Origin of the sequence: Pseudomonas sp. IT-P253, assembly GCF_949768125.1 — a bacterium.
GTDB lineage: Bacteria > Pseudomonadota > Gammaproteobacteria > Pseudomonadales > Pseudomonadaceae > Aquipseudomonas.
In genome coordinates, this window is the sequence record NZ_CATKPT010000008.1 from 62,174 (window position 1) to 81,958 (window position 19,785).

The 19,785-nt window shown below is 55.4% G+C and carries 14 protein-coding genes and 4 pseudogenes; 9 read left to right on the top strand and 9 right to left on the bottom strand.

Annotated elements, in window-relative coordinates; translation table 11 throughout:
* Positions 1-165: 165 nt before the first annotated feature.
* Together ACM6IR_RS04510 and ACM6IR_RS04515 are read right to left on the bottom strand one after the other, a co-directional pair.
* A complete protein-coding gene (locus ACM6IR_RS04510) occupies positions 166-693 on the bottom strand; it encodes a hypothetical protein (protein WP_414906574.1) in 528 nt (175 codons plus the stop codon).
* A gap of 150 nt (positions 694-843) precedes the next feature.
* Positions 844-1,653, bottom strand: coding sequence for a hypothetical protein (locus tag ACM6IR_RS04515; RefSeq protein ID WP_414906575.1), 810 nt, complete (start codon positions 1,651-1,653; stop codon positions 844-846).
* Between the two features lie 341 nt (positions 1,654-1,994).
* Between ACM6IR_RS04515 and ACM6IR_RS04520 the strand changes: the two are divergent.
* A pseudogene (locus ACM6IR_RS04520) lies at positions 1,995-2,498 on the top strand (AraC family transcriptional regulator); the annotation flags it as partial.
* 223 nt (positions 2,499-2,721) lie between these two features.
* On the opposite strand, the pseudogene ACM6IR_RS04525 reads toward ACM6IR_RS04520, so the two are convergent.
* Positions 2,722-2,911: pseudogene (locus ACM6IR_RS04525) on the bottom strand (IS5/IS1182 family transposase); the annotation flags it as partial.
* Between the two features lie 68 nt (positions 2,912-2,979).
* On the opposite strand from ACM6IR_RS04525, the gene ACM6IR_RS04530 reads away from it, so the two are divergent.
* The 6 genes and pseudogenes from ACM6IR_RS04530 (at position 2,980) to ACM6IR_RS04555 (ending at position 11,499) form a co-directional block, all read left to right on the top strand.
* Positions 2,980-3,789 carry a hypothetical protein gene (locus ACM6IR_RS04530; RefSeq protein WP_414906576.1) on the top strand — a complete coding sequence of 270 codons (810 nt, stop codon included), beginning with the start codon at positions 2,980-2,982 and terminating at the stop codon, positions 3,787-3,789.
* On the top strand, positions 3,786-4,568 hold the full coding sequence (locus ACM6IR_RS04535; RefSeq protein ID WP_414906577.1) for a hypothetical protein: 783 nt from the start codon (positions 3,786-3,788) through the stop codon (positions 4,566-4,568). The genes ACM6IR_RS04530 and ACM6IR_RS04535 overlap by 4 nt, the downstream gene beginning before the upstream one ends.
* 1,352 nt (positions 4,569-5,920) lie before the next feature.
* Positions 5,921-7,600, top strand: a complete 1,680-nt coding sequence (locus ACM6IR_RS04540) for a thiamine pyrophosphate-binding protein (RefSeq protein WP_414906578.1) — start codon at positions 5,921-5,923, stop codon at positions 7,598-7,600.
* Between the two features lie 126 nt (positions 7,601-7,726).
* Entirely contained in the window at positions 7,727-9,133 is a 1,407-nt protein-coding gene (locus tag ACM6IR_RS04545) for a DUF2252 domain-containing protein (RefSeq protein WP_414906579.1), read from the top strand.
* Between the two features lie 308 nt (positions 9,134-9,441).
* Positions 9,442-10,872 (top strand): annotated as a pseudogene (locus tag ACM6IR_RS04550) (ArnT family glycosyltransferase); the annotation flags it as partial.
* Between the two features lie 366 nt (positions 10,873-11,238).
* Positions 11,239-11,499, top strand: coding sequence for a DUF6124 family protein (locus ACM6IR_RS04555; RefSeq protein ID WP_414906580.1), 261 nt, complete (start codon positions 11,239-11,241; stop codon positions 11,497-11,499).
* Positions 11,500-11,665: 166 nt separating this feature from the next.
* Here the strand turns inward: ACM6IR_RS04555 and ACM6IR_RS04560 are convergent, their stop codons facing one another.
* The gene (locus tag ACM6IR_RS04560; RefSeq protein ID WP_414906581.1) at positions 11,666-12,499 is read right to left on the bottom strand and encodes a phosphatase PAP2 family protein; all 834 of its coding nucleotides are present in this window, start codon (positions 12,497-12,499) and stop codon (positions 11,666-11,668) included.
* A gap of 34 nt (positions 12,500-12,533) precedes the next feature.
* Positions 12,534-13,178, bottom strand: a complete 645-nt coding sequence (locus ACM6IR_RS04565) for a histidine phosphatase family protein (protein ID WP_414906582.1) — start codon at positions 13,176-13,178, stop codon at positions 12,534-12,536.
* Positions 13,179-13,573: 395 nt separating this feature from the next.
* Here ACM6IR_RS04565 and ACM6IR_RS04570 point away from each other — a divergent pair.
* Positions 13,574-14,452: pseudogene (locus tag ACM6IR_RS04570) on the top strand (methyl-accepting chemotaxis protein); the annotation flags it as partial.
* A 201-nt stretch (positions 14,453-14,653) separates the two neighbouring features.
* Positions 14,654-15,358: a methyl-accepting chemotaxis protein gene (locus tag ACM6IR_RS04575; protein WP_414906612.1), complete on the top strand. Its 705-nt coding sequence runs from the start codon at positions 14,654-14,656 to the stop codon at positions 15,356-15,358.
* 135 nt (positions 15,359-15,493) lie between these two features.
* On the opposite strand, the gene ACM6IR_RS04580 is transcribed toward ACM6IR_RS04575, so the two are convergent.
* The 4 genes from ACM6IR_RS04580 to ACM6IR_RS04595 all read right to left on the bottom strand — a co-directional run bounded on the left by ACM6IR_RS04580 (position 15,494) and on the right by ACM6IR_RS04595 (position 19,778).
* On the bottom strand, positions 15,494-15,862 hold the full coding sequence (locus tag ACM6IR_RS04580) for a glyoxalase superfamily protein (RefSeq protein ID WP_414906583.1): 369 nt from the start codon (positions 15,860-15,862) through the stop codon (positions 15,494-15,496).
* A 231-nt stretch (positions 15,863-16,093) separates the two neighbouring features.
* Positions 16,094-17,551: an N-acyl-D-amino-acid deacylase family protein gene (locus ACM6IR_RS04585; protein ID WP_414906584.1), complete on the bottom strand. Its 1,458-nt coding sequence runs from the start codon at positions 17,549-17,551 to the stop codon at positions 16,094-16,096.
* A gap of 1 nt (position 17,552) precedes the next feature.
* Positions 17,553-18,413 (bottom strand): MurR/RpiR family transcriptional regulator, encoded by an 861-nt coding sequence (locus ACM6IR_RS04590; protein ID WP_414906585.1) that lies wholly within the window; start codon positions 18,411-18,413, stop codon positions 17,553-17,555.
* A gap of 15 nt (positions 18,414-18,428) precedes the next feature.
* Positions 18,429-19,778, bottom strand: coding sequence for a gluconate:H+ symporter (locus ACM6IR_RS04595; protein WP_414906586.1), 1,350 nt, complete (start codon positions 19,776-19,778; stop codon positions 18,429-18,431).
* Positions 19,779-19,785 lie beyond the last annotated feature (7 nt).

A 19,785-nucleotide genomic window follows, 5' to 3' on the forward strand; every position in this document is an offset into this window, starting at 1 on the left:
TTGCCCACTTCATTTATCTCAGCGTGGACATTCTCTTGATGGATGGGCCTGTTCGCAGGATACCGCTGCAACGGAAAAAATCGTCCAGGAGCAGACGTTCGAGGCAGGGTCGATGCGGCCAGTCAGCTATTCCGATCAGCTTAAGAAACTACTGCGCGATTGAATTTAGGCTTCCTTCCTTGCTTCGCTTACAGCGTCTGGTTTACGCCCTGCCATGAGAAAACTTCCGACAAACCAAATAAATGAGGCAATTAGAGATGCGACTATACCGAACCCGAACCCGATGAACCGTTCCTTCCAAATGCCAGCATTTGTACGGTCTTCTTGCGCCCGGAACAGAGCTTCGACCACCGCCCTATTGGACTCAACAAGAGGTTGTAATTTTTCCTGTTCTGTTTTTAGCTTAGAAATATTATCTTCCGTTTCTCGGAGAGAAGCTTGTTGCATCTTCACAAAAGAAAGTAGCTGCCGAATATTCTGCTCCGTGTCTTCCAGCTGACTAATTTGCAAACCATAATTATTATTCTCAAGTCTTTTAGCTTCTCGATTAGACTTGTCAATATAGTCAAAATATATAGTCGACACAGTCATTATAACAGTCACCGCGGCGGTAACCGAGGCAGTTAGAAATGGCTTCAGCTTGAATATTTCTACCCAGAGCCTTGCTGACGCCTGAATCAAAGAACTCGTCATGCTTTTCGCGCTCTAGTAATTAAATTATTAATGTCAATTAAAATATGGCAACTCTTGAACAATCGCCTACTGCTGCGAGGAACTGTTACTGCAGAGCAACCGTGTGCCGCCATCCGAGTGCATAGAGAGTGGATTCTGGCTTTAAAACCTTTAAGCCTCCTCAGGCTCAGCATACACTTTGTTTTGTTGGCAATACAATGAAAGCTCCGCCTCATAAATGTCGCCATCTAATAAATCATACAGTTCCGGCGTGACTTTTGAGTAGTTCCCCACGCCATAACCACCTATATAAACGTCCTCGGTCTCCCCAGCTTCTGCAATGGGTTCGTATAATTCAATCCCTTCAAAACCATGTGGCAGGGCCGCTCTTAGAATCTGTACCTTGTGGTCAACAGGAAGCATAGGATTTAAGGCAATGGTCCATACTTCCGGTGGCGAAAGTTTCGCACTGCCAAAGATTGAGGCTATGGGTATCCCAGAGGCTCGGAGGGCATTTTTTATCTCTTTATAGTTTGGGTGTAAGTGATTTATTCCAACGGCCCAATTTTTCCAGTCAAGATTTGGATTTTTTAAGCTCTCTGGCTTGTGGGCTGTAACTGGCGACTTCAACTCTGCTAGCTGCGAAATACGCTTTTCTATTTCACTTAAGCGGTTATCCTGCACTGTATCCTTATCAATCCTTACGACAGATGCTGATTTTTTGCTTATATACTCATGATAAAAGGTATCTTCTTGGAGCTCGGCACGAAATTTTGTCTGCAGTAAAAACAGAGCACCAAGAAATATAGGCACATTAATAATTGCAGCTATTACCAGCGCGCCCCTCTCCCAACTTTGTGCGTCGAGGGATAAAGTCGCGGTAAGAAATATTGAGTCAGTAAGTACCAATCCTACAAGCCAAGCACCCAAAAGCTGTATCGGCTTCGTGATTTTATGTGGTTCTAATTTTTGGTCTGCCATATCTGCTCGTTCGGTGTAAAAAATTTTCGAGTGCGTTTTTTTAGCATCTAGCTGCGGTAGGTTTTAGACAACATCTGGCTTTCAATCATCGTTGCCAACCGATAAGTCCACTCGAGAAGTACAATATTGCAGAATGATTTCACTCGAGCGCTGTCAAGCCAGGCTACTATTTCGCCATCAGACTGTCTACTCAGTCCCTCTAGCAGTTGTGCCGGGTGCCTAGCGTCACTTGCTGGCCTTGATCTGCTCCCGCCCCGCACAATAATCAATTGAATGAACTCCGAGCCCTGACTGCCAGGGCCAAAACCCGCCGCACGGAGAGGGGCATTCCGCGCATTGCCATGGTCCAGGGCAGATCCCGAGCACATACTGGCTGCGGTCTATGACCCGATAATCAATCTGATCCCGCAAGGCAGCAAAACCATGACCGTAGGCGACCGCACGCTGCGGTATGACCCGACGACGTATTTCGTCATGTCCATCGAGTTGCCAGCGCTGGGCACGGTGCACCCTGAGTCTGGCGAGCAGTACCTGGCGGTCAGCCTCACACTCGATCCGACAGTGCTATCCACGCTGTTGGCCAACCTGCACAAACCAGTTGGCCGCGATGAAACCGACGCTGGTTTTCGGTGGCAGCACTCACGCCCGAGCTGATAGACGCCAGGGTGCGCATGGTGCGTTTGATGGACAACCCTGACGCCATCTCGGCCCTCGCCCCCGTTTACGAGCGTGAAACTCTGTTCCTTGTGCTGCAAGGCCCCACCGGCTGGATGCTACGGGAGATCGCAGCACTGGATACCGTGGCCATGCAGTGGGCTCGTCGAGACTTTGCCGAACCTATCAGACACCGACAGCCTAGTGATTGCTGCCTTTGGGATAGAGCCACTACCTCGTGGCTGGCAGCTATCGGCTCAGAGTGTGCAAAAAAGCTCATGGCCTCGTACTCTTGGAGTATCGACGTTTGTTCGCTGAGCGATCGCACGGTCAGGACCATGGCTTGCATCGGTAAAGACCTGGAACACGTCAACACTGTTTTACACTCTCTTGGATGGGCCAAAACCAGCTTTTTTAGGCCGACAGCACCTTCATCAAACCGTTAGTACCGATGATTTTCATGATCCATTTCAAGATGTAGGCGAGCACATTCAAGCTCATCTCTGCATTTACCCCTGCCAGCTTCGCGTCAAGAAATGCGTCGCCCCACCCATTGTTTGAGCGTCCCGAAGATATGTTAAACCGTTCGTTTGCGACTCCGCACCTTCAGGATAATCAGCGATTAGAGTGGGTTATGATTCGTTACGTTAGATATTTAGTCATGGAGAAAAAATGAATTATTTGAAAGAGTTCAGCTCTTGGATTGATGAACGCCATTGGATTGAATTTTCGGCTGAATTTTTTAATGAAATGGGCTGGAACTGTATTGAAAGCGAAAACTCTAGTTATGTGGTTGAGGCTGATGGAAAAAGGTATTTTTTGAGTGCTCGGCATAATGCGGGAAATGGAGCTATCGGCACAGAGAAGGAGTTAGATATCCTTGACAGGATTGATACATGCAATGCCGATGGCTTTATTGGATTTTATTCTGGAAACTATAGCACCGGACTGTATGTTAGATTGAAATCCCTTGGCGTGCCATTTGTATTATTTAACGGTGCTCGCATTGCGATTTACATGGCATATGCTAGATCTTTTTTCGTTGATAAATACTTTGGTAATGGAGAGCGTGCAGGCCGGATTATTTGGAGATACTATAACAATAAAGATACAGACAAACCGCTTAAGCCTCTTCTTTGCGTGTGTGGCTGCGGCAAAGATATTCTAGAGGTAAAAAACATTTCGTACTCATTGGTACTGCTGGAGCAATATGAAAATCAACTTTATTTCCTTTATGGTTTGAAGTCGTGTCTAGCTCAATTTGATGGCAACACTTATTGTGGCTGGGTAGAAATAAATCAAATTTTGCACCCGGACCAATTTGCGTCTTGGAACAGACTAGTTTCTAATTATATTTCAGACAATCCTTCGTTAGATTTATCCAATTTTCACCCCGCCCGCCGAGAGTTTATGTGTAGACTGATGCAGCGCATGCGGCCTGTCAATGCCGGCTTTTTCATGGAGGCTATGTCTTTTCAATGAAAATATTCAACCAGTTGAGCCCAGATGACTGGGAAAATTTTGCATATTACTACCTTGAAAGCAAAGGTTATCTGATTATTGACGAGCCTTCGGTAGGTCCCGATGGAGGAATCGATTTAAAGGTAGAGATAGGCGGCGTGTATTGTCTCGTAAGCTGCAAGAATTATGTTCACTCAGACAAAAGTGTGGTTGCCAATAATGAACGCTCGGTTCGCGATAGACTTAGGCAACACGGAACGAATAAATTTATCGGATTTTATTCTACAAGGGCTGACAAATCATTAATTTCATATCTCGACGAGAAACATGTGGACTATACAATCGTCGATGGCGATGAGATTGCAAGGGAGCTTCCGAACTTGCCATTTTCTGTCATTCAGGCATTGATGAATGCTGGTCGAGTGCTTCAATCAAAAACTTTTGGTGAAGAGCATCGAGGCCTGCTGTGTAAGTGTGGTTGTGGCCTGGATCTTCTTATTGGTGGAAATGCAGCATCTGCAGCCATATATTTAATTTTCGAAGAGGGGGAGTATAGCATGGAATGGCGATTGCTCGACCATATGCTAGGTGGCGAGGAAAAACAGTCGAGAATTTTTTTACTGGAGAGTCTGTTTGATTTGAGAGGTGTGAATAGATTCATTGATGTCATGGATGAAGAATGTAGGAAGTCTTCATTTCAGGCGTCTAAAGATTTTGATAAGTGCTACTCAGAGCTTCTAGAGCTAAGTCATCAGATGATATATACATCTGACTTAACGGAACATGAGCAATTCAATTGATGATTCGTGTAAGTTCTGTACGAAATCCTTTAAGGCCATCACAGCAGATGAGCACTAGGGTTCAGTGGAGTTCGCGCCCATCGAAGACAGGATAGTCTCGATGGTACATCGATAAGACACACCCAGTACAGTCTAGGCTCTGTACGAAAAATAGTGTCCTAAACACAGCGTGGCGCAGGCCCATGAGACCATCGCCGCGATGGCTTTTCGCGAGTTTGTAAAAGCGCGTGACAATGCGCCGATTTCTCTTCAGCCATCCGTACTTATGCTTCATGAACTCCACATTCAAAGCTCTTAGCTGATCTCGGAGACTGTGCTTCCGATTCCCTCATGAGCCAGCCCGCCATAATGCGATCCGACGGATCTACTACAGGCTTTAGGTTGATGATTTACCAACGACATCAAGAAGAAAAACTAGAGCATCCGCAGCAGGATTTCAGATGCCTACATCAACAAATGACATGAAACAGCTTTTGATTAGCCGCATACCTGAACCGCGGCGGGCGCCTATCAATGTAGTGGTGTTGTACCTCACGCCTAGCAAGCCGAAAGCTAACGCAATTACGAACACAAAGCCAAACGACTTCACTCCCAAAGTGACGCAGCTCAGGCAATCAATCGCAATATTAGGCTTGGCAATGTCCGCTTCTTGCCCAGGCTGTGTAAAAACGCATTCACGTTTTTTTGGTCCGCGTTTTTTACGTAAAATCTGATTCCGCGCGGCGCCTCAGCAGACTCAGAATTTATGCAGGGGCGCTTTTTTCAGGCTGCTGTCAGATACAGCCAGCGCTCAAAAACGTTTTTACACAGCCTCGGCCGATTTCTGCCTGTCGCCACCAGCGACTATGGGCAGTTCACTGCCAATCATAGTTACAAAGCGTGCTGGTCAGATCGAATGAAACGGGAGGTCAAGTGGAGTGCAGTATTCCAATTGGTATTCCAACTAAAAATCAAGAACGTCATTAATGTTATAAATCAATATCTTACCGATCGAATTCAAATTCCCCCGGCCCACCAATCGAGACACCAACGAAACCCGCCCAGTGCGGGTTTCGCTGCATCTGGGGTTTCATATGTTGTTGAAGGTTGTAGTGGATTCATGCCGATTCGCGCCCGCTTCAGCAGCTTTTCAGCAACATCTCTCTCCGGCGTTCTGCCGACCTAACACATCCCCCTACCCCCGCTCCTTCCTCAAATGCTCGACTATTCTGGTGGTCGCCCCCCTCGTCTAGTGGGCGGCGGCAAAACCGCAAACTGCGCTTTGCCGTTGCTTCTCTAAATCGGTCGGGTCGGCACCTGCCTGCCATTGAACGACTCAACGCTTCACCCCCCATTCGACTCAGGAGATAACAATGAATAAGAACATTTCTCGTCGTAGCGGAGGTCAGATTTTGGTGGATGCGTTGCGCATCCATGGCGTCAAAAGAGCCTTTTGTGTGCCTGGCGAAAGTTACCTGGCAGTCCTCGATGCTCTGTATGACGTGCGCGAAGAAATCGATCTGGTCGTCTGCCGCCAGGAAGGCGGTGCAGCCTATATGGCAGAAGCCTATGGCAAGCTCACCGGAGAGCCGGGCATCTGTTTCGTGACCCGAGGTCCGGGCGCGACAAACGCTTCTGTTGGCGTTCACACAGCGTTTCAAGACTCTTCGCCCATGATTTTGTTCATCGGCCAAGTCGCTCGTGATCAACAGTACCGCGAAGCTTTTCAGGAAGTTGATTTCCGCCAGATGTTTGGCCCCCTCGCGAAATGGGTCGTACAAATAGATGACACCAGCAGAATTCCCGAGCTGATAAGTCAGGCATTCCATCGAGCGGTCAACGGCAGACCCGGACCTGTAGTGGTCGCCCTGCCAGAAGACATGTTGACCGAGATGGCGGAGGTCAGTGATGCCGGGGCGTTCAAGCGAGTTGTGATGACGCCGGCAGTCGAGCAAATGGCAGCAATGGAGCAACTGCTGCAGCAATCCGAGCGTCCATTGATGGTGCTGGGAGGCAGTGGTTGGGATACCGAGTCAGTACACAACATTCAGTGTTTTGCTGAACAGCAGAACCTCCCGGTTGCGGCCTCTTTCCGCTGCCAGGATCTGTTCGACAATCGTCACCCCAACTACGCCGGCGACCTTGGGTTCGCGGCGTCTGCCCAACTGACCGCAGCGGTGAAAGAGGCTGATCTACTGCTGGTGGTTGGCTCCAGAATGGGGGAAGTGTCGACGGGTGGATACGCAGCGTTGGACATCCCCGTACCCAAACAAACCCTGATCCATGTCCACCAGGGTATTGAGGAACTGGGTCGGGTGTACCAGCCGACACTGGCTATCAACAGCAGTATGTCGAGTTTCGCAACAGGGGCAGCGAAGCTGACAACCGACACGTCTCAACGACACAGTGAATGGACGCGGTCACTGAATGAAAACTATCAAGGCAACCTGCAATGCCCTGCCTCCCCCGGCGATGTTCAACTGGCCGAAATCATCAACTGGCTAAATCGGCGACTTCCCGATGACGCCATTCTTACCAACGGCGCTGGCAACTATGCCGTATGGCTTCAACGCTTTTATCAGTTCCGCCATTACCGCACTCAGCTAGGACCTACCAACGGCTCTATGGGTTATGGCGTCCCCGCTGCGGTGGCCGCCAAACTGACTTGCCCGGACCGACTGGTGGTTTCATTTTCCGGGGATGGCTGTTTCTTGATGAACGGCCAGGAAATAGCAACCGCCGCTCAATATGGCGCCAATGTGATCTTTATTGTGATCAACAACGGTATGTACGGAACAATCAGAATGCACCAGGAACGGAATTATCCTGGACGGGTTTCAGGAACCGAATTGCATAACCCGGATTTCTCGGCACTAGCACGGGCTTATGGGCTCCACGGCGAAGTCGTCACCCGTACCTGCGAGTTTGCACCAGCGTTCGAACGCTGCGTGAGCGCATCCGGCGCTTCGTTGATCGAAGTCAGGATCGATCCTGAGGCCCTGACACCACGGATGAGCCTGACGCAAATCCGAGAACAATCACGCAAACAGTAATCGGCAGGCAGTGCCCTCTGACGGAGGGCGCTTCGGGGGAGTGCCGTCTTTGCATCGGATAATGAAACCAAGCCCTTCTACACTCAACCCGCACCACAGCCCAAAACACCCACCAAACGAGCGCCCATGACCACCCTCAAAGAACGCTTGAAGCAAGGCAAGGATGCTCGCAAGCTCTGTTCCCGCAGCGCGCAGGCGTCCGTAGGAAAAATAAATCGTGACCCGCTGCCGCTGATCAAAGCATCGAGTGAGGGCCGCATTAACTCGCTGGTCGAACTGCGGTATGGGCGCATGCTGGTGTCGCCATTTACCTTCTATCGCGGCAATGCCCTGCTGCACGCCCATGACCTGGCTGGTACGCAGAACATGGGGTTGGTGGCGCCGATTTGTGGCGACAGTCACTTGATGAATTTTGGTGGGTTTGCCACGCCTGAACGCAATCTGTTGTTCAGCGTCATTGATTTCGACGAAGCCCATCCCGGGCCATGGGAATGGGACTTGAAACGGCTGGTGGCGAGTTTCGTGGTGGCTGCGCGCGACCTGCGCCATGGCGATACGGTCGAAGAAACAGTCTGCCGCCGGGTGGTCGGCGCCTACCAGCAGACCATGCATGAGTGCGCCGACCAAAGCGTGCTGGAAACCTGGTACGAATCCATCACTTATGACGATTTGCTGGAGCAGGCGCGCAAAAGCACGCTGGAACATGTACAGCGCTCCATAGAGAAAGCTGAACGACGCACCCATGCCGAACTGCTGCCGAAGATCAGTGAACGTGACGCAAAAGGCCGTCTGACTATTCGTGATGACCTGCCGGAAATGTTCCACCTGCACAAAAACATCACGTTGCTGGATGCCGACGATGACTGGCTACGTCTCTCGGACTGGCGGCCGCTCTACGACACACTCATGCGCGACTATCGAGCCACGCTGCAAGCCGATCGCCAGGACCTGTTATCGCGTTTTCATGTCCATGATATGGCGTTCAAAGTGGTAGGTGTCGGCAGTGTCGGCACGCGCTGCCTGGTGGCGCTGCTGACCGATGAAAAGGAGTCCCCGCTGTTCCTGCAATTCAAGGAAGCACGGCGTTCGGTACTCGCCGATTACGTGAAGACAAAATCACGGGTGCGCCACAATGGTCAACGCGTGGTCGATGGCCAGCGGTTGATGCAATCGGCCAGCGACCTGTTCCTGGGATGGACCACCGGGCCTAACGGACGTCACTTCTATGTGCGTCAGCTGCGCGACATGAAAATCTCCGCGGAACTCGAAAACTTCGATGCAGAGACTTTCGCTGCCTACGGGCTCGTCTGCGGCCGCGCATTGGCCCGCGCCCATGCCAGATCGTCCGGTTGCGCCGCGCAGATCAGCGGCTACATCGGCAAGGGCGACGCGTTGGCGGATGCGCTATTCAAGTATGCGCAAAGCTACACCAAACAGAATGAGCGCGACTTCGAACGCTTCCAGATGGCCTGCCGCAAGGGGCGTTTGCGGGCGCGATCGGAAGCCGACTTTGCGGCGGATCATTTGCCGTAGCGAGTTTCGGCGCCGGGAAGCGGGCCTTCATCGAAATGAATTTTTCTTCACCCCATGGCCCCGTGCCAACCGGTACATTGCGCTCGCTCATTCAAGAAACTATGGTTTGCCCGCCTTCCCGCGGGCTTTTTTTTGCCTGCTTTTTGCGGCGCTGCCGTTTATCTTCGAGCGACGGCGACGGCAAAGGCAGTACCTTTATCGTGCCCCTGCCGTTGGCGGTTTGAATTTTTCGCATGCTCTTCACGTTTTGTTAAGCATTCACTCCGTACGCTAAGACTCCCCGCTTCTCCGTCGGTCACAAGAAGTCTATGTCGCGCTCAACCTCTTCACTGTTTCTGCTTGCCGCCCTGCTGTTTTTCTTCGCCTTGGGCAATCACCAACTGCAAGGCTCCACCGAGGCCAGGGTCGCCGGGATCGCCATGGAAATGCACTTGGATAACGACTGGGTAACGCCCCGGTTATTCGGTGAACCTTTTCTGGAGAAACCGCCCCTGAGTCTGTGGCTCGATGCCGGGGCGATCCACGCATTCGGTGGCACACCATGGGCCGTACGGTTGGTGTCGGCATTTGCCGGGTTATTCAGCGTGATGGTCCTTTACGCGATGTTGCGGCGATTGGGTCGGCCCAAGGCGATCGCCTGGACGGCGGGGATTCTGCTGGCGACCATGGCCAGTTACTGGAGCAACGTACGCAGCGTCGGTGAAGACGCGTTACTCGCCCTGGGTGTGACTATGGCGCTGTTGGCGTTCTTTCAAGGGCATCGACGCGCAAACCTCGCCAACGCCTTGCTATTTGCCGTGGGGATTGCCATCGCAACGTTGAGTAAAGGCGTGTTGGGCCTGGCGATGCCAGGGGCGGTGATCTTTGCGTTTCTGCTGGCCGAGAGCCTGATGGACAAACGCCTGAAGGTCTCGGACTGGCTACGCCCCGGCCTGTTGACGCTGTTGGGTTTGGTGCCGCTGATGATCTGGCTGGCGATGCTGTACCTGCGTGGCGGCACCCAGGCCTTGTCGGAAGTGCTGCTGACCAACAGTGTCGGACGCTTCAGCGGCTCCTTTGTCGAAGCGGGGCATTACGAGCCGTTCTATTACTACCTGGCCAAACTGCCAGAAGCTTTTCTGCCGTGGAACATTCTGGTGTACCTGGGGCTGTGGCATTTCCGCAAAAGCCTGATGGCCAATCGGTACCTGTTGTTCTTCACGCTGTGGATACTGGCGCAGTTCGTCATGCTGAGCCTGGCCTCGAGCAAACGCACCGTGTACCTGATGTCCATGACACCCGCGGCGGCGGTCATCGCTGCCGAGTACGCGAGCGTCCTGTATGAAAGGCTCAAGGCACGGGAAACCGCCTCGACGTTACTTGGCCGCATTGCCCGCCACCGTCAGGCCATGGCCGTCGGCGCGATGACCGTGGTGGTTGCAAGTTACCTCGCCGTCGCGCAATGGGTATTGCCTGACGCAGATCGCACCGAGTCTTTCCTGCCGCTGATCGAGCAGATTCAGACGGCGCAAAGTAACGGGCTCCATGTCGCGATGTTCCAGGCCAGTGAACGGGCGGGTGGCGCCAGCGTGTTCTATACGCAAAATGTGCTCAAGGGGCTGGATACCGAGGCGCAACTGCATGAATTCTTGAGCGCTTCACCGTCCAACGTGGCGGTTATGGGTGGAGACGCCGAACCAGCCGCACCGCTGAAAGTGCTCAAGACGGTGAAAGTGGGGCGACAGGTTTACTACTTCGTCGGCAGTGAGAAAGCGTCATCGTTTTTCGTCGCAGGAGATGTCCTACCTGTCGATGAGAAAAAGGAGAAAAGTCCCACAGGTCTTTAAGGTTGTGGCTCGGAAGCGGGCTCTCTAGTCTTGGGCTGTCACTGAAAACTCAGTGATCGGGTGTGAGAACCCGGCAAAGAGTATTAATCCAGTACCAGTACCACCATAATTGCCGCCAGCTTATCCGCTGCCTGCAATTGCATTATGGCGGCTGTGTGCGGGCAGACTACGGTCTGGCCGGATTGCTCCTTGCCGGTTTCTCACTCCGCACATAGCTGCCACCTCTTCGTCCGCGTGAGAAACGGCAAGTGATGGCTCCGATTTGATAAGGAGTGTTACTTGGAAAAGTTGATCCCCGATCCCCCCGTTACCAAACCCTATCGCCCCAGCCCCTTTTTCACAGTCCTTCCCGACATCCGCACCGAAAGCCTTCTCGCCCATGCCTGTGAGTCATTGGCCTCGGCCAGCGTCATGATGAGCGATTTCGCCACTGACTTGACCGGTTCCCAGCGCAACACGGCGCTGGCCATTGCGCAAATCATCATGCTGGCGGAGTTGGCGGTGAACCGGGCGCTGGATAATGTCGATCCGCAGGATTAGGCAGGCCTGGCGCGTTATCGTTCTTCGCGAGCAGGCTCGCTCCCACATCAGATGTGCGACACCAACAAAGAGTGGGAGCGAGCCTGCTCGCGAAGGCCATTTCCCAGACAACAAAAAACCCGCAATCCCTATTCGGGATGCGGGTTTTTGTCGTCAAAAACCTGGCTCAATTGGCGGGCTGAGTCTGAGCTGCCAACACCGGTTTTTCATGCTTTTGCAGAATAGGAACGTCCAGCCGCGCTCGCCCATAAAACGCCAGCGCCGTCAGCAAACACGCCAGCCACACAAAGATCCCGGCCCAGAGGGTGTGGGACATGTAGTGCCAGCCTTGCAGAACCCGCGTCGTGCCGTAGATGAAACCAAGCAACAGCGAGCCGTACATGATCGCTTTGGAAAAACGCCAGCTGTAACGGCGCGCCACGAAGTACAGCGCCAGCATGGTGAAACCGCCCGAGGCATGGCCGCCTGGCCAGCAACGGCCATCGCCGGCTTCCTTGAACAGCTGGAAGTTGTCGTACCACTCTATATGGGCCATTTTCCCACCATAAATGGTCGTTTCAATCGGGCAGTACACGCTGGTGTGCGACTTGAGGAAATGGATCACGCCGGTGCAAATCGCAAATGCGAACACCACAAACCAAAAATCCCGACGATGAGCGGTGGCAAACCGGAGCACCGGAGCGGCTTTGCACCGCTCCAGGAAGCCGCCAAGACGCGGATGTTTTTGCGTGTTGACCAACGGCCAGACTAACGACAGGATCGCGCCAATCAAGGCAATTTCAGCGGTCCAGTTCGGAATGATGCGCGCCCACTTGTGGGTGAGCCTTTCAAAGAATTGAATCTGGTCGATCGGGAAGGTCTTGGTGACGGGATCAAAAAGAAGATTGCTGAAAGCAATGTCGATTTTGGTCATGTCGAACAGCAGGAAAACCACGGCCGCGCAGGCCAGCGGAATACCGAAGTTCACCCAATAAAAACGGTTTCGGGAAGCGGTCAGCATTGTGTGTCGAGATCCAGAAGGAGATTGGAAAAACTTATTCGGTGGTCACCGAGTGCCAGTCCGAAGCTTCGATAAAACCGAGCATGTGCGGGGCTTGAGGCATTTCGGTCGAAATAAACAACGACGAACCGTAACCCAACGTAGAGGTCGGTAATTTGAGGTCTTTCTCAAGTTGCGCCATGCATTCGCTGTGGGTCACCAGAATCAGGTTGCGCCCGGCCACCTTGTGCGCCAGCGCATCACGCAACATGGTGCCCTTGCAGCTGATCAACCAGTCCTCGCCGGTGCTGACTTTGTTGAACATGAAATCGGCCGTTTGCGACGTACGAAGCATCGGACTGTTGTAAATATCTGCATGGTCCAAGCCCAGTTTTTTGAACTGCGCCCCGACGTCCACCGCAACGCTGCGGGAACGCTCGGTAATGCCATCGTTGCCAATCAGGCAGGGAGCGCTGGAATGATCACAGCGTTCGACATGGCGCACCAGCACGATTATGTCGCCCTTGGCCCAACCGTCAACCAGCGCCTTGGCACCGGCCACGTTGCCATTGGCCAGATTCGGCACAGCGGCACGATGCAGCAGCCAGATCGTCAACGGAACGACCAATAGGGCCACGGCCAGCACCACGATTACATTGCGACGGCGGGTTTTCCCGAACAGATTCAGTCTTAATTCCACATCAAGCCGCCTCGCCGGCACGCAACTTTTTCATTCGACCGGCAAGATTACAGAATTTCGCGTCGGCAGGTAGTGAAACTCATGTGAAAAAAAGCTTAAGACCCGAGCAAACCCTTGTTACAGAATCTGCCTGAAAAATCCTTTCAGCTCTCGCCATGGCTGCCGATACAAACCTGCTACACCCCCTTGCTGGCACCCAACAACAACAATCTTCCAGCCAACCGACGATCAAGAAACACAACGTTCCTGGAGGAATTTTGATGAATAGCTGGTTCGGCAATATCAGCGTGAACCTGAAACTGGGCCTGGGATTCGGCCTGGTCCTGGCATTGACGTGCGTCCTCGCCCTGACGGGCTGGACAAGCCTGGGCGGGTTGATTGACCGCAGCAACTGGATGAGCGACATCACCCAGCTCAATGCCGGCCTGACCAAGTTGCGCGTGGTTCGCCTGCAATACATGTTGACCAACGGCGACGAAACGGCCGCGCAGACCGTGCAGACCACCCTGGAGGCCTTCTCGGCACAACAACAATCGTTGCTGGCGAAATTCAAGAGCCCGGAAAACCTCAAGTTGCTCAAAGCGCAAGGCGAGGTCATTGAGGCGTACAGAACGTCCCTGAATAAAATGCGCAGCGCGTACCGCACCGGCAACAGCGCGCGCGACGCCATGGGTGCCAGCGCCGACACCGCCAACACGCTGATCAATGCCCTCAACACTCGCGTGCAGCAGATGCCGGCGAGCGACCAGCGTTTTGAACAATTCCAGGCCATCACGGCCGCCAAGGAAGCCTTCTTGCTGGCGCGCTATGAAGTGCGCGGCTACATCGAGACCACCAACGCCGAGACCGAGCAAAAAGCCGTCGGCCAAGTGGACGCGGCCATCGCCAGCCTGAAAACGCTCAATGTGCAGTTCGCCGACATCCAGCTGGATGCCGTGCGTCAGCTGGAAACCGCGCTGATCAATTACCGCAGCGCCTTGCAGGCCTATAAGGCCGCCAACAACGATGCGGTGCAAGCGCGCAAGGAAATGACCGACCAGGGTGCCAGCATCGTGTCCCTGAGCGATCAGCTGTATCAGATCCAGCTCGACCGCCGCGACGCCGAAAGCGCCCAGGCCCGCACCCTGCAACTGATCAGCACGTTGCTCGCGTTGCTGGTCGGCCTCATTGCTGCCGTGATCATCACCCGTCAAATCACCGGTCCCCTGCGCGATACGCTGGCGGTGGTCGAGCGCATCGCCAGCGGCGACTTGTCCCAGGACGTGAAGGTGACTCGCCGCGACGAACTCGGTGTGTTGCAACACGGTATCGCGCGCATGGGCGTGACCCTGCGCGACTTGATCAGCGGCATCCGCGATGGCGTCACCCAGATCGCCAGCGCAGCCGAAGAGCTGTCAGCCGTGACCGGGCAAACCAGCGCCGGGGTCAACAGTCAGAAGATCGAGACCGATCAGGTGGCCACCGCCATGCATGAAATGACGGCCACCGTGCAGGAAGTCGCGCGCAACGCCGAACAAGCCTCTCAAGCCGCCGCCGCGGCTGACGGCGAAGCTCGCGAAGGCGACAAGGTCGTCAGCGAAGCCATCGCCCAGATTGAGCGTCTGGCCAGCGAAGTGGTGCGCTCCACCGAAGCGATGAGCGTGTTGCAACAGGAAAGCGACAAGATTGGCAGCGTCATGGACGTGATCAAAGCCGTGGCCGAACAGACCAACTTGTTGGCACTCAACGCCGCCATCGAAGCCGCCCGTGCGGGTGAAGCCGGTCGTGGTTTTGCGGTGGTTGCCGACGAAGTCCGTGGCCTGGCCCAGCGCACGCAAAAATCCACCGAAGAAATCGAAGGCTTGGTGGCCGCCCTGCAGAATGGCACTCAGCAAGTGTCGGCGGTGATGAACAACAGTCGCGTCCTGACCGACAGCAGTGTCGCGCTGACTCGCAAGGCCGGGGTATCACTGGAAAACATCACCCGCACGGTGTCCAACATCCAGTCGATGAACCAGCAAATCGCCGCCGCGGCCGAGCAACAAAGCGCCGTGGCCGAAGAGATCAGCCGCAGCATCATCAACGTGCGTGACGTGTCCGAACAGACCGCCGCGGCCAGCGACGAAACCGCCAAGTCCAGTATTGAGCTGGCACGGCTGGGGAATCAGTTGCAGATGATGGTCAGTCACTTTCGGGTCTGATCTTCACTTTGCGGTGAATGAAAGCCCCATTCGCGAGCAAGCTCGCTCCCACATTGGATTTGTGTCTTGCCACTATTTAGTGGCCAGCACTTGTTTAATGTGGGAGCGAGCCTGCTCGCGAAGGCTACCTAACCTTCAAACACAAATCGCATTGGTAAACACCAACCGATTCCCGAACGGGTCGGTGACGGTCATGTCCTGGCTGCCCCATGGCATTGCCTGTATCTGTGGACAGGCGAACTGATATTCCTTGGCCAACAATTGCTGCTGGAAAGCTTCCAGTTCATCGGTCTCGATCCGTACGGCCGAGCCCGGTGTCGCGTCGCCGTGATGCTCGGACAAATGCAGCACGCACTCGCCGCGAGAGACTTGCAGGTACAGCGGGAAGTTGGCTTCGAAGCGGTGCTGCCAGTCGATCTTGAATCCCAGGAAGTCGACGTAGAACTCCACGGCCTTTATTTCATCGAAAATCCGCAGGATCGGGGTGGTTTTGCCGAAGCTCATGAAGTTGCTCCCAGACTGGTAAGGCCCAGAGTGAAGCTGGGCTAGTGTCAGCGCTTCGGCTTGGCGATGGCTTTCTTTAATTGCAATGTGCCACTACGCGAAGCAGTTCAATAGATCGTCCGAACGCCGCACCCTGTAGGAGCGAGCTTGCTCGCGATGGTGTATCAGCTACATTGATGTCGACTGACACACCATCGAGAGCAAGCTCGCTCCTACAGGGTGGCACTAAGATCAATGAAAACCTGCGCGCAAATCCCCTTCCCGCGCCAGAAACCGCCCTTCCCTCCTGCCATTCGCCTGGCCTTCGCTGTAGCTCAACGCACCATTGACCCACACCCCATCAATCCCTTCCGCAGCCCGTTGCGGGTCATTGAAGTCGGCGACGTCGCGAATGGTCGCGGGATCGAACAACACCAGGTCTGCCCAATGCCCCAGGCGAATTTCGCCCCGTTCCTTCAAGCCAAATCGAGCGGCCGAGAGCCCGGTCATTTTGTGCACCGCAGTGTGCAGCGGAAACAGCCCCACATCGCGACTGAAATGCCCGAGTACGCGTGGGAATGCGCCCCACAAGCGAGGATGCGGAAACGGGTCTTCCGGCAATCCGTCAGAGCCAACCATGGATAACGGATGGGCGAGGATTCTTCGTACATCGGCCTCGTCCATTCCGTAGTACACCGCGCCCGCCGGCTGCAGTCGGCGGGCGGCATCCAGCAGCGGCACGCCCCATTCGGCGGCGATGTCCATCAGGTCGCGGCCGCCCAGTTCCGGGTGCGGTGTCGACCAGGTGATGGTGATGCGATGGGCGTCGGTGACTTGCTTGAGGTCCAGGGTCGAAGAGCTCGCCGCATAGGGATAACAGTCGCAGCCCACCGGGTGGGTTTTTGCCGCGAGTTCGAGCGCTGCCAGCAGCTGCGGACTACGCCCCCAGTTACCGGCGCCCGCACATTTGAGGTGGGAAATGATCACCGGCGATTTCGCATGACGGCCGATCTGGAACGCCTCGTCCATGGCCTCCAGCACCGGTTCGAATTCGCTGCGCAAATGAGTGGTGTAGACCGCGCCGAATGCGCTCAGCTCTTCGGTCAGTTGCATGACTTCGTCGGTTGTGGCCGAGAAGGCGCTGGCGTAGGCAAGCCCCGTGGACAAGCCCAGTGCGCCGGCCTCCAGGCTTTCTCGTAACTGTTCGCGCATCGCGCTGATCTCATCCGGCGTGGCGGTGCGAAACAGGTCGTCGAGGTGGTTACTGCGCAACGCGGTGTGGCCGACCAGTGCCGCGACGTTCAACGTGGTGTTCGCCGCTTCGACCGCCGCGCGGTAATCGCTGAAGGTCGGATAAACAAATGCCGCTGCGGTCCCGAGCAGGTTCATCGGGTCCGGCGGATCACCCTTCAAACTCACCGGCGAAGCGCTGATCCCGCAGTTGCCGACAATCACCGTGGTCACGCCCTGGCTGAGCTTGGGCAGCATCAGCGGCTGGCGGATCACCACCGTGTCGTCGTGGGTGTGTACGTCGATGAACCCCGGTGCCAGCACACGGCCGGCCGCGTCGATTTCTTCGGTGGCAGTGGCGTCGTGCAAATCGCCGATGCGCTCGATACGGCCGTTCAGAATGGCCACGTCAGCGGGGTAGCCGGGGCGGTTGCTGCCGTCAATGACCAAGGCGTTGCGAATCAGCGTGTCGTACATCATGTCAGTCTCCCAGCGGCAAGTGATCGTCGCCGCCGCGGTAATCGTCGAGGGCGAGTTTGATCCGCCGCAGACGTTCTTGATTGTCTTCAGGATTGGCCAGCGCCAGCTCGGTGGCAAGCACGTCGATGGCCAGCAGCATGCCGTAGCGTGCCGCCGTGGGTTTGTAGATAAATGAGGTTTCGACGCCTTGCAGCGGCAACAGCACATCGGCCAATTGCGCCAGCGGCGAATCGGCCCGGGTGATCGCGACAATACGTGCGCCGTAGCTGCGCGCCAGTTCAATGGCTTCGAGCAGTTCGGGGGTGATGCCGGTCAGCGAGCAGGCAATGACGGCGTGCCCGGCATCGAGGCTGGCGGCGGTGACGCGCATCATCACCGGGTCGTGGCACACCGCAATCGGGTAACCGAATCGCACCAGCCGCACTTGCAGTTCATCACTGCACAAGGTCGAGCAACCGCCCATGCCGAACGCGTGAATCATCCGCGCCTTGCCCAGTAACTTCACCGCTTCGACGAAACGTGACTCATCGAACGCCGACAGATGCTGGCGCAAGGTCGACTCGATATCACCGACGATCTGCCCGTAAAACGCCGACTGCTCGGGCGTACCTGCAGGGTCCAGAAAGCGACTGCCGACCCCGCTCGCCTGGGCCAGCTGCAGGCGCAAGTCGCGCAAGTCACGGCAGCCCACCGTGCGGGCGAAACGCGACAGCGTGGCGGTGCTGACTTCCGCTCTCAGCGCCAGCTCATCGAGGCTGGCGGCAGAGGCAAATCCGACGTCGTCGAGCATCAGCCGCGCGATGCGTCCTTCACCGGCACTGAAAGAATCCTGACGGACGCGGATCTGGTAGAGGATGTCCATGGCAGGCGGCTCCGGTTAAATCAGGTAAGAGAGACCCACGGTCAGACCGAACGCAACCACCGAAATCAGGGTCTCGAGCACGGTCCAGGTCTTGAAGGTCTGGACGACGGTCATGTTGAAGTATTCCTTGATCAACCAGAAGCCGCCGTCGTTGACATGGGAAAAGATAACCGACCCGGCACCGGTCGCCAGCACCAACAACTCCGGGTGCGGATAACCCATCCCCACGGCCACTGGCGCGACAATCCCCGACGCGGTGGTCATGGCCACCGTGGCGGACCCGGTGGCGATGCGCATCAATGCCGCGAACAGCCAGCCCATGATCAACGGCGAAAGGTGAAATTCGTGGGCCAGACTGACGATCTGGTCGGTGACGCCGGCGTCCACCAGGATCCGGTTCAAGCCGCCGCCCGCACCGACCAGCAAGGTGATGCTGGCGGTGGGGGCCAGGCATTCATTGGTGAATTTAAGGATCGATTCGCGGCTGAAGCCCTGGGCGATGCCGAGGGTCCAGAAACTCAGCAAGGTGGCCAGCAGCAAGGCGATCACCGAGTTGCCGATGAACAGCAGGAACTGGTTGAAACCGCTGCCCGGGGTGGAAATCAGGTTGGCCCAACCGCCGATCAGCATCAACACCACCGGCAGCAAAATGGTCGCCATGGTGAGGCCGAACCCCGGCAGGCTGTCGCGCGGTTCACGGTCGAGGAACTGCCGTTCCAGCGGGTTATCTGCCGGCAGTTGAATGCGCGGCACGATGAGTTTGGCGTACAGCGGACCGGCGATGATTGCGGTCGGTATGCCGATCAGAATCGCGTAGAGCAAGGTCTGCCCCACCGACGCCTGATAGACCTGCACCGCCAGCATCGCCGCCGGGTGCGGCGGCACCAGCGCATGCACCACCGACAGCCCGGCGACCATCGGCAGACCGACCATCAGGATCGACACACCCACGCGCCGCGCCACGGTAAACGCAATCGGCACCAGCAACACAAAGCCGACCTCGAAGAACAGCGGCAGCCCGACCAGGAACGCGATGCAGACCATCGCCCAGTGCGCATTTTTCTCGCCAAACCGGTCGATCAAGGTGCGCGCCACCTGCTCGGCGCCACCGGACTCGGCCATCATCTTGCCGAGCATCGTGCCCAGCGCCACGACCAGCGCAATGTGCCCCAGAGTTTTGCCGACACCGGCCTCGTAGGCGCCGACCACGCCGGACGCCGGCATCCCGGCCAGCAGCGCCAGGCCGATGGACACCAAGGTGATGACGATGAAGGGGTTGAGTCGGTAACGGGCGATCAAAACGATCAACGCAATGATGGCGATGGCGGCATACACCAGCAGCCAATAGCCGAAGGACAGGGTCATGCGGTAC